The following is a 10,728-nucleotide window of genomic DNA, read 5'->3' on the forward strand; positions in this document are numbered from 1 at the left end:
TCGCGGCGTCGATCGCCGCCTGCGCCGCCGTGGTGGCGGTCGCGAGCAGGCCGTCGATGTCGGCGCCCTGGTCCGTGATCACCGCCTGCACGACCGGGAACAGCTGGTTGTAGAGGTCCTGGGTGGCGACCGAGGCCTCCGGCACCAGCGTCTGGGTGAACATGACGTCGGTGTAGCCCTGCATGTCCTCGAGCGGGACGTTCACGTAGTCCTTGATCCAGCCGAGGTTCTCCTCGTACAGCGCCTCGGAGAAGATCGGCAGCACCGGGGTGCCGACGGCCTGCGCCGGGTCGGCCTCGGCGCGAGTCTGCGCGTCGGCGACGGCCTGGTCCTTGTCCTGCAGCTTCGACAGGTACCACCAGTCGATCCACTTGACCGCGGCGTCCTTCTCGGCGTCCGTCGAGTCCTTGCGGACCGCGGCGAGCGTGCCGCCCGTGAGGGCACCGCCGTCGCCCGACGTCGGGATCGCCGTGAGGCCGTAGCCCCAGTCGGCGGTCACGCCGTTGCCCTCGACGAGAGCGTTGTAGACGTCCGAGCCCGACGTGTACATCGCGAGCTCGCCACCGCCGAAGGCCGCGTTGATCTCGCCCCAGCCGAGATCGGCCCGCGCGAGCAGGGAGTCGTCCTCCCAGCGCAGCGCCTTGAGCCACTCGAGGTGCTCCTTGACCGCCGGGTCGTCGAGCGACGCGGTGTAGGTACCGTCGCCGTTCGCGGTCTCGATGACGCCACCGCGCGCGTTGGCGCCGGCGGCGAGCTGCCAGCCGCCCGAGGCGTCGAGCGCCATCGTCGCGTAGCCCGCCACGCCCGTCTTGTCGTGGATCGTCTTGGCCGCCGCGCGGACCTCGTCCCACGTCGTCGGCGGGTCGTCCGGGTCGAGCCCGGCCTGCTCGAAGAGGTTCCGGTTGTAGTGCAGCGCGACCGCGTAGATCGACTTCGCCGGGACCGCGAAGATCGTGCCGTCGGCGTCCTGCCCGTTCGCGAGCAGGGACTCGTTGAAGTCCTCGCCGTAGGGCAGCGCGCGGACCTGGGCGTCGATGTCCGCGAGCTGACCGTTCTCGATGAGCGTCTTGCCGTCGGTGAGCGGGATCTCGAACACGTTGGGCAGCGTGCCACCTGCGAGCTGCGTGGTGAAGGTGGAGTTCAGCCACTCGTAGTCCTCGGTCTCCACCGTGATCCCGGGGTACTTCTCCTCGAACGCCGCGACGCGGTCGGCGAGCTGCTGCTTGGCGGCGTCGTCGGCCGTCGGCAGCAGACCCGCGACGCGGATCGTGACCTGGGTGCCTGTCGGCGAGCCGGCGCTGGTCGAGCCGGTGTCCGGCTCGTCGCCGCCGCTGTCGCACGCGGCCAGCAGGCCGAGCGAGAGCACGCCGGCTGCGGCGAGCGCAGTGGTGCGGTTGAACCTCATCGTCACTCCTTCGTGAGGGCGCCCGGCGCGGGCCGGTCGCTGCGGGGGTTCTGCTGGGCGGTGCTGTCGTCGATGCGGTCAGGGAGCGTCCGGCAGGGCGCGGAGCCACGCGGCGGTGTCGCGTGGCAGGAGTCCCGTGACGAGCCGGTCGCTCGTGAGCAGGACGTCGGCGTGGGGTGGCAGCTCGACGGGTTCCGCGCCGAGGTTGACGACGCAGACGACGTCCCCGCGCGAGAACGCCAGCGTCTCGCCGGGCACGTCGAGCCAGGTCAGCGGCTCGTCGCGCAGCGCCGGCTCGACGCGGCGGCGGGACAGGAGGTCGCGGTAGAGGTGGAGCATCGAGCTCGGGTCGCTCGCCTGGTGCTCGACGGTGAGCTCGGCCCAGTCGGGCGGCTGCGGGAGCCACGTCGACGACCCGCTCGGGCCGAAGCCGTACGGCGACCCGGACCCCGACCACGGCAGCGGCACGCGGCACCCGTCGCGCCCCGGGTCGACGCCCTGCGAACGGAAGTGCATCGGGTCCTGGAGCACCTCGAGCGGCAGGTCCTCGACCTCCGGCAGCCCGAGCTCGTCGCCCTGGTAGACGTACAGCGCACCGGGCAGCGCCGCCGTCAGCAGGGCGGCGGCTCGCGCACGGCGGCGGCCGAGCGCCACGTCCGTCGGCGTGCCGAAGCGCTTGGCGGCGAAGGCGAACGACGAGTCCGCCCGCCCGTACCGCGTCACGGGTCGGGTGACGTCGTGGTTCGACAGCACCCAGGTCGCCGGGGCACCGATCGGACCGTGCGCGGCGAGCGTCGTGTCGATCGACTCCCGCAGCTGCGCGGCGTCCCACGGCCGGGCCATGAAGTCGAAGTTGAACGCCGTGTGCATCTCGTCGGGACGCAGGTACCGCGCGAAGCGCGCGCGGTCTGCGAGCCAGACCTCGCCGACCAGGACCCGCGCGGGCGAGTACGAGTCCGCGATCGCGCGCCACGACCGGTAGACGTCGTGGATCTCGTCCCGGTCGACGTGCGGGTGCTCGCCCGGGCCCGGGTGCTCGGGGTACTCCGGCAGCGCCGGGTCCTTCACGAGCAGCGCTGCCGAGTCGATCCGGATGCCGGCCACGCCGCGGTCGAACCAGAACCGCAGGACGTCCTCGAACTCGCGGCGCACGTCGGGGTGCGACCAGTTGAGGTCCGGCTGCTGCGGGGCGAACAGGTGCAGGTACCACTCCCCTGGCGTGCCGTCAGGGTTGGTCGTGCGGGTCCAGGTGCTGCCCTGGAAGTCCGAGACCCAGCGCGTCGGCATCTGCGCACCGTCGGGGCCCTTGCCGCGGTGGAACCAGAAGCGCGCCCGCTCAGCCGAGCCGGGTGGCGACGCGAGGGCCGCGCGGAACCACGCGTGCTGGTCGGAGACGTGGTTGGGGACGATGTCGATGATCGTGCGGATGCCGTGCGCGAGCGCGTCGGCGACGAGCCGCTCGGCCTCCTCGAGCGTCCCGAACGCGGGGTCGATCGCGCGGTAGTCGGCCACGTCGTACCCGCCGTCGGCCAGCGGCGAGACGTACCAGGGGGTGACCCAGATGGCGTCGACGCCCAGGTCTCGCAGGTAGGGCAGGCGCGACCGCAGGCCCGCGAGGTCGCCCGTCCCGTCGCCGTTCCCGTCGGCGAAGCTGCGCGGGTAGACCTGGTAGATCACCGCGTGCCGCCACCAGGCGGACTCGGCGGTGGTCGCCGTGGTGTGCGCCGTGATCGGCTGCAGAGCGGAGGACGTCGTCGTCACAGCGCAGACACTAAATCTCTGAACAGAATGCGCGCAAGAATCTGACAAGAGCGTTACCGAAGCGTGACAGAGCTCCCTCAGGGGCGCTCGCGCACCGGACGCCGCGCCGGAGCGGCGGCGTTCGGTGAAGGACGGCGGGTGGGGAGCCAGGAGTCGCCGGTCAGCGCGTGGCGGCCGGCGCAGGGGCCGTCGAGCCGCGCACGACGAGCTCGGGCTCGAAGAGGAGCTCGTCCTGCGGCACCGCGGCCCCGTTGATCTGGCTCACGAGCAGGTCGATCGCCGCACGCCCCATCGGCTCGATCGGCTGGCGCACGGTGGTCAGCGGCGGCTCCGTGCAGTTCATGAACGCCGAGTCGTCGTAGCCGACCACCGAGACGTCGTCGGGCACGCGCAGGCCCGCGCGCCGCGCAGCCCGGATCACGCCCAGGGCGATCGGGTCCGAGGCGCACACGATCCCCGTGACGCCCTCGCGCAGCAACCGCGTCGCGGCGGCCTGCCCGCTCTCGAGCGAGTACGCGGATCGCACGACGTCACCGGCGCCGAGCTCGACCCCGAGCCTCGCCGCGACCGCGCGCGCCGCGTGCAGCTTGCGCTCGGAGGGCACGTGGTCGGCGGGGCCGAGCACGAGGCCGACACGCGTGTGCCCGAGCGCCACGAGGTGCCCGAGCGCCTGCTCGATCGCCACCTCGTCGTCGCAGGACACCCGCGGGAAGGCGAGCTCCTCGATCGAGGCGTTGATCAGGACCACCGGCAGGTGGCGGTCCGAGAGCCGCTCGTAGTGCCCGTGCGCCGCGTCCCGCTGCGCGTAGTTGCCGCCCGCGAACACGATGCCCGAGACCTGCTGGCCGAGCAGGAGCTCGACGTAGTCCGCCTCGGACACACCCCCGGCGGTCTGCGTGCACAGCACGGGGGTGAAACCCTGCTGGGCCAGTGCACCGCCCACTACCTCGGCGAACGCCGGGAAGATGGGGTTCTGCAGCTCCGGGAGGACGAGTCCCACGAGGCGTGCGCGCTCACCGCGCAGCTTCGTCGGGCGCTCGTACCCGAGCACGTCGAGCGCGGTGAGCACCGCCTCGCGCGTCTGCTCCGAGACTCCTGGCTTGCCGTTGAGCACGCGGCTGACGGTCGCCTCAGAGACGCCGACCTTGCGTGCCACCTCTGCGAGTCGCCGTGACATGCCTCGCATCGTAGGGCAAGCCGGCGCAAGCCGCTTGCGGATCGACGCAAGCGGCTTGCGCACCGCCTCGTGCGGGCGCCCGCACCGCCGAGGCGACCGGCGCGCGACCTCGTCGGGTCAGCGCGCGGGCTGCAGCACCAGCGCGTCGGCGATGCCCTGCGCCCACTGCTCGACGATCTCGAAGTTGCGGTGGTCGCCCGCCTTGGCCCGCGCACCCGCGATGATCGCGCGCTCCGCGAAGGACAGCGCCGCCATGTCCAGGCGCCCGCGGAAGCTGCGGTGGCCGCGGGCACGCAGGGCCGCGCCGACGCCGGCGAGCTCGTGGGGCGAGTTCGCGGCCGCCGCGGGCTGGGTCGCCAGGCCCGACGAGAACAGCCACACGAACCGCGGCGGGCCACCCTGCTCGACGCGCTCCGCGAGCGCACGCGCCGACGGGAGCCAATGGCCGGTGTAGACGGCGGATCCGAGGACGAGGGCGTCGAAGCCCTGCGCGTCGACGAGGTCCTCGGGTTCGCGCAGCTCGACGTCATGACCACGCGCACGCAGCACCTCGGCCACGCGTTCGCCGATACCCCACGTCCCGCCATGACGCGACGCCACCGCGACGAGCACCTTCATTGCCGACCTCCCCGTAGTCCGTCCTCCATGGTGCGGCGCGGCGCCCAGGTACGCGTGGGTCCTCGGTCCTGACTTGACGTCATCTCACTGGCCGATCCGGGCAGTCCCACCATGTGACACGCGAGCGAGGAGTCCGGCTCAGGTGGCAGCTGGCTCAGGGGATGGTCGACTGGCGCGCGCGCAGCGTGTCGGTCAGTCGGCGCAGAGTGGCCAGCTCGTCCGCGTCGAGCGCGCCGCCGACGAGCCGGTGGATCTGCTCGACGTGGCGACGGCCGATCGCGCGCTGCTCGCGCGCGCCCTCGTCGGTGAGGGTCACGACCACGCCGCGCCCGTCGTCGGTGGCCGGCGACCGACGGACGAGTCCGCGCAGCTCGAGCCGCTCGACGAGGCGCGACAGGCTCGGCTGCGTCAGCAGGCTCTGCGCCCCGAGGTCGCGCAGGCGCGCCGCGCGACCCTCGCAGCGCGAGAGCGTGAACAGCACGTCGTACTCCCGCACCGACATGTCGCCCCACACGTCCTCGGCCGAGAACCGCCGCATGAGCGCGACCTGCGCGCGGAACAGCGACTCCCAGGCCTCGGCCGCCTCGCGGGCCGTCGGTCCTCCCGCCGATCCCCCCACACCGATCCCCTCTCGCGACTGTCGAGGCGTGCGCCGCGACCTCGGGCGGCGCTGACCTCGTCGGACACCCACGTCCGCGCACACTGTCGCACGCTCCTGCGCGCACGTCAGGGCACCGCGCGCGTCGACGGCACGAGCGTGACGGGCGCGCTGATCCCGGTCGGTGCCCCCCGGCGCGCCGGCGCGTCGCGCGGGCGTCTAGCCTGGGGCGATGAGCACCGAGGCGGGCACCACGACCGGATCCGGCACGACGTACGTCGTCGTCGACGGCGAGAACATCGACGCGACGCTGGGCACCGCGATCCTGGGCGCACGGCCCGCCCCCGACCAGCGTCCGCGCTGGGAGCGCGTGCTGGCGTTCGCGCAGCAGCAGTGGGGCCAGGACGTGAAGGGGCTCTTCTTCCTGAACGCCTCCAACGGCTCGCTGCCGATGAGCTTCGTGCAGGCGCTCCTCGCGATCGGCTTCCAGCCGATCCCGCTGTCGGGCGAGGCGCACGAGAAGGTCGTCGACATCGGCATCAAGCGCACGCTCGAGGCGATCGCGCAGCGGTCGGGCGACGTCATGCTCGTCAGCCACGACGGCGACTTCGCGGCTGAGCTCGCGACGCTCGTCGACGACGACTCGCGGCGCACCGGGCTCATCGCCTTCCGCGAGTTCACGTCGACCGCGCTGTCGGGCCTGATCGCGCAGGGGCTGCACGCGTTCGACCTGGAGCACGACGTGCAGGCCTTCAACGTGTCGCTGCCGCGCGTACGGATCATCCCGCTCGAGCAGTTCGACCCGACGCGCTACCTCTGACCGGACCGCGCCGGGCGAGGGCCGGAGGTCCCAGAGCAGGTCACGGGACCGTAACGGTTACCCGATACTCCGCCGAAGTTACCTAGTACCGCTCGTCCTTTACCTAGTACCCCATGGTCACGGTAATCGGGCCGCTGGTAGACAGTCGCGCGGCCGGACGTCGACGAGGACGACCGGCCCCGGAGTCCCCGGCCGAGTCCACGACGAGGTGGTCAATGAAGCGCAACGTGTTGGCGGGGCTCGTCCTCGCCGTCCTCACGACGGTGGTGGTGGGACTGTCCCTCCTGGGTGCCGACGTGGCACCGGTGGTCCTGCTCGGCGCGGCCCTCGGCGGCGTCCTGGGCCTCGTGCCGGGCGGCTCGGTGGCCGCGCGCGTCGCGGGCTTCCTCGCCGGTGCGGCGCTCGCGTGGGTCGGCTACCTGCTGCGCGCCGCGGCGCTGCCCGACTCGACCGCCGGTCGCGCGGTCGCGGTGCTGATCGTGCTCGCCCTGACCGTCGGCGTGGTCGCCGTCGCGCGCGGCAGGGTCCCGCTGGGGACGCTGCTGCTCGGCGTCGCGGCGGTCGCCGGCGCGTACGAGCGGGTGTACGCCCAGGACCCGACCTCGGTGGTCTCGACCTCGATCGCCACCATCAGCGGCGTGCTCCTCGCCGCGGCCGTCGGCCTGCTGGCCACGGTCTTCCTCGGCCCGGCCGAGGCGGCGGCGCCGGTCGCCGAGGCGTCCGAGGACGCGACCACGCCCGCCCACGGTCTTCCGCTCGCGGCGGCCGTCCACACCGAGCCCCGACGCCCCGCGGCGCAGCCCGTGCTCCAGGAGCCGCGGACGTTCTCCCCCGAGTCCGCGGCTCACCGTCCCTCGCTCGCCCTCGACCCCCGCCCGGAGGCCTGACGTGCGTCGCATCCTTCCCGTCGTCGCTGTCACCGCGACGCTCCCCCTGGTGCTCGGCACCGCCGCCGTCGCCGCCGACGACTCGGGCGACGTCAGCGTCGTCAACACCGAGACCGTGCAGGCGAAGCTCGACGCCACGGGCGCCGTCAAGGAGGCGCGCGTCTACGAGCAGCTCGCCCTGACGGGGCACGGCACCACGACGATCTCCAACCCGGTCTCGACGAGCGGCCTGCGCAACCTCGACGGCTTCGGCTCGTTCCGGGTCGAAGACGGTCGCCTCGTGACCCAGGTCGACGTGGACGGCGAGAAGCGTCTGCGCACCGTGAGCGACTTCGACGGCGACCTGCCGCTCGGCGTCGACATCCGCTACTCGCTCGACGGCAAGACCGTGGCGCCCGGCGACGTCGTCGGCCGGTCCGGCCTGCTCGAGGTGCACTACACCATCACGAACCTGACGAGCCGCGAGGACGAGGTCACGTTCGACGACGGCCGCGGCGGCACGGGAACGGCCACCGCCACGACGGTCGTCCCGATGATCGGCCAGCTCGTCACGACGCTCCCGTCGACCTTCACCGACGTGCAGTCGGGCGAGGCCGGGATCGCGGGCGACGGGCGCGGCGGCACGCGCCTGACCTTCCAGATGACGCTCTTCCCCCCGATCGGCGCGCCGACCGCGGAGTTCGGCTACACGGCGCAGATCACGAAGGGCGTCGTCCCGGCCGCCTCGCTCACGTCGATGCCGGTGTCGCCGCTCGAGTACCCGTCGTTCAAGGGCGGCTCCGCGAGCTACGCGTCGGGCGCCGAGTCGGGCGTCGACCTGACGACCGGTGCCATCACGATCAACGACAACCTGCTGCGGCTGCACGACGGCGCGGCCGAGCTGCTCGCGGGCATCGAGCAGCTCAACGACGGTGCGGGCACGCTCCGCGACGGTCTCGCGCTCGAGGCCGCACCGGGTGCGGGCGACCTCGCCGCGGGGCTCAACGACAAGCTCCTGCCCGGCTCCCGGACGCTCGCCGACGGCCTCAACGGCCAGATCGTCCCCGGCGCGCGAGACCTCAGCGCCGGGCTCGTCGGCCAGCTCGCTCCCGGGGCCAAGAGCCTCGCCGAGGGGCTCAACGACAAGCTCGCACCGGGCGCGGCGTCCCTCGCCGAGGGCCTGACGGACGTCGCGGCACCGGGTGCCGCCGCGCTCGCGAAGGGGCTCAACGACAGCGCCGCACCGGGTGCGGTCGAGCTCGCCGCGGGCGCCGCGGCTCTCGACACGGGCCTGGCCAGCGCTCGGCTGAAGGCTCCCGCCCTCATCGCAGGCCTGACCCAGGTCGACGAGGGGCTCGCGAAGATCGACAAGGGCCTCGCCGACCTCTCGACGCAGATCGGCGGACTGCCGACCAAGGCACAGCCCCTGCGCGACGGGATCGCCCGGATGCGCGCCGGCATCGGCTCGACCGCGGCTCCCGCCCCGGGACAGCAGCCGACGCTCCTGTACGCGGTCAACGCGATGCGCACGCAGCTCGGGACCGCGTCCTCCACGGCGACGAGCACGGTGACCTCGATCGGTGAGCTCAAGCTCGGCGTCACCGACCCGACCGCGGGGCTCGCCGCCTTCACGGCGATGCTGCCCGCCGGCGCGCAGGCCTCGTACACGGCGGGGCTCGGCCGGGTCGCCGGTGGGCTCGACCAGCTCAGCGACGGCATGACCACGTCGGCCACGCAGCTCGGCACCGCGGCGGCGACCCTCGCGCTCGTCCAGTGCGGCCTGTCGTCTGCCTCGCTCCCCGCGTGCGACCCCGCCAAGCCGGGCCTGCTCGAGGGCCTCGGCGGCATCGACGCCGGCATCGGCCAGCTCGCGACGACCGTGGTGGACTCCGTCCAGGGCGGCGTCGGCACGTCGAGCGACACGGCCGAGGACGGCACCCTGCGCGGCGGCGTGAACAGCGTCCGTGCGGGCGTCGGCCAGATCCAGGGCGGCGGCGGCGAGCTCGTCGCCGGGCTCGGCAAGCTCGGTGACGGCGCATCGAAGCTCAGCACGGGCGCGGGCCGGCTCTCGACCGGTCTGGCCGACGCCGCGAGCGGGTCGCAGGACCTCGCCGACGGTCTGGCCGGAGCCGCGACGGGCGCCGCCGCGATCTCCGACGGGCTCGGCACCGCGGCGGCGGGCTCGACCAAGGTCTCGGACGGGCTCGGCTCGGCGGCCTCCGGGTCGCAGCGCCTGCTCGCCGGGCTGCAGGCGGCCGCGACCGGTTCGCGCACGCTGTCCTCGGGCATCGGCACAGCGGCCTCGGGCTCGAGCACCCTGGCGGCGGGCATCCAGCGCGCGGCCGACGGCTCCGAGCAGCTCGCCGACGGCCTCGGCACGGCGGCCGGCGCTGCACCTCAGCTGGTCGACGGTGCGCAGCAGCTGTCGGACGAGGGCACCTCGAAGCTCGTCGAGTCCGGTGCGACGACCGCGGCGAAGTTCGGGACGGGCTACGCCGTCCTCGCCGCGGGCGCCGCCCGCACGGCCGAGGAGGGCATGGCGTACGGCGCCCCCGAGGGGGCGACCGGGGCCACGGCGTACTCGATCGAGATCGCCGGGGCCGACGGGAGCGGGGCGACGAACGCGGGCAAGGGCGTCGCAGCGCTCGCCCTGTTCGCAGCGGCTGCCGTGGCCGGCACGGTGCTGCGGCGCCGCTCGGCCTGACCGACACGCAGGGGCGCCCGGGAGCTCGTCCTCCCGGTCGCCCCTGCGTCGTCAGTCGAGCGCGGCGGCGAACCGGCGCAGGGCCAGGTGCGCGAGGCGGCGGTCGGGGGCGAGCGGCGCGGAGACGATGTCGGCGCCCGCTTCGAGCACGCGGTCGAGGAAGTACCCGGGCGCGAGCAGGTAGGACGCGACGACCACGCGCCGGTCGTCGTCGCCGCGCGCCAGGCGCACCGCGTCCGGCACGCGCGGCTGCGCACCCGCGCCGTAGCCGACCACGAGCCCCGGTCCGCGCTCGTCGGGCGGCCCGACGTGACGGTCGAGCAGCGCGGCCAGCGCGGCGGCGACCTCCTGCACGGCCACGGCCGCGGACGGGTCGCGCGAGCCCGCGGCGGCGAGCACGACGGCGTCGTCGGCCGTCAGGCCCACCTCGTCGAGCCGGTCGGCCAGGATCTCGACGAGCGAGGCGTCGGGCCCGAGCGGGGCCGCCGCACGGGCACCGGGGAGGTCGACCGCCTTGCTCACGTCGACGCTCACGTGAAAGCCCACCGACAGGAGCAGCGGCACGACGACCGCCTCTCCCCCGGCGGCGACGACCTCGGTGACGACGTCGCCTACCGCGGGCGTCTGCACGTCGACGAAGGCCTCGCGCACGTCGAGGTCAGGGCGCAGCGTGACCACGTCGGCCAGGATCGAGCGCACCGCCGCGCGCCCGTCGTGGTCGTCCGTCCCGTGCGAGCAGCCGATCAGGACGGGGGGTCGACCGGCGGGGGGGGTCTCGC

The 10,728-nt window shown here is 73.9% G+C and carries 9 protein-coding genes; 3 read left to right on the top strand and 6 right to left on the bottom strand.

Features of this window, described 5'->3' with window-relative positions:
* The 5 genes from CWIS_RS15820 to CWIS_RS15840 all read right to left on the bottom strand — a co-directional run.
* Nucleotides 1–1,405: ABC transporter substrate-binding protein (locus CWIS_RS15820; RefSeq protein ID WP_082156534.1), on the bottom strand; the 1,405-nt coding region annotated here is incomplete at its 3' end.
* Between the two features lie 78 nt (nucleotides 1,406–1,483).
* Entirely contained in the window at nucleotides 1,484–3,166 is a 1,683-nt protein-coding gene (locus tag CWIS_RS15825) for a glycoside hydrolase family 13 protein (RefSeq protein ID WP_048344290.1), read from the bottom strand.
* Nucleotides 3,167–3,326: 160 nt separating this feature from the next.
* Complete coding sequence (locus tag CWIS_RS15830; protein ID WP_048344291.1) at nucleotides 3,327–4,343, bottom strand: LacI family DNA-binding transcriptional regulator; 1,017 nt, start codon at nucleotides 4,341–4,343, stop codon at nucleotides 3,327–3,329.
* Nucleotides 4,344–4,460: 117 nt separating this feature from the next.
* On the bottom strand, nucleotides 4,461–4,961 hold the full coding sequence (locus tag CWIS_RS15835) for a flavodoxin domain-containing protein (protein WP_048344292.1): 501 nt from the start codon (nucleotides 4,959–4,961) through the stop codon (nucleotides 4,461–4,463).
* Between the two features lie 154 nt (nucleotides 4,962–5,115).
* Nucleotides 5,116–5,580, bottom strand: coding sequence for a MarR family winged helix-turn-helix transcriptional regulator (locus CWIS_RS15840; protein ID WP_048344293.1), 465 nt, complete (start codon nucleotides 5,578–5,580; stop codon nucleotides 5,116–5,118).
* A 211-nt stretch (nucleotides 5,581–5,791) separates the two neighbouring features.
* Here CWIS_RS15840 and CWIS_RS15845 point away from each other — a divergent pair, with 211 nt between their 5' ends.
* From CWIS_RS15845 to CWIS_RS15855, 3 genes are all read left to right on the top strand, one after another.
* Nucleotides 5,792–6,379: an NYN domain-containing protein gene (locus CWIS_RS15845; protein WP_048344294.1), complete on the top strand. Its 588-nt coding sequence runs from the start codon at nucleotides 5,792–5,794 to the stop codon at nucleotides 6,377–6,379.
* A 215-nt stretch (nucleotides 6,380–6,594) separates the two neighbouring features.
* Nucleotides 6,595–7,266, top strand: a complete 672-nt coding sequence (locus tag CWIS_RS15850; RefSeq protein WP_048344295.1) for a hypothetical protein — start codon at nucleotides 6,595–6,597, stop codon at nucleotides 7,264–7,266.
* Between the two features lies 1 nt (nucleotide 7,267).
* On the top strand, nucleotides 7,268–9,949 hold the full coding sequence (locus CWIS_RS15855; protein WP_048344296.1) for a hypothetical protein: 2,682 nt from the start codon (nucleotides 7,268–7,270) through the stop codon (nucleotides 9,947–9,949).
* Nucleotides 9,950–10,000: 51 nt separating this feature from the next.
* Here CWIS_RS15855 and CWIS_RS15860 read toward each other — a convergent pair whose 3' ends face one another.
* Nucleotides 10,001–10,696 carry a sirohydrochlorin chelatase gene (locus CWIS_RS15860; protein WP_048344315.1) on the bottom strand — a complete coding sequence of 232 codons (696 nt, stop codon included), beginning with the start codon at nucleotides 10,694–10,696 and terminating at the stop codon, nucleotides 10,001–10,003.
* Nucleotides 10,697–10,728 lie beyond the last annotated feature (32 nt).

The sequence above is a fragment of the Cellulomonas sp. A375-1 genome (assembly GCF_001040865.1).
Classification (GTDB): domain Bacteria; phylum Actinomycetota; class Actinomycetes; order Actinomycetales; family Cellulomonadaceae; genus Cellulomonas; species Cellulomonas gelida.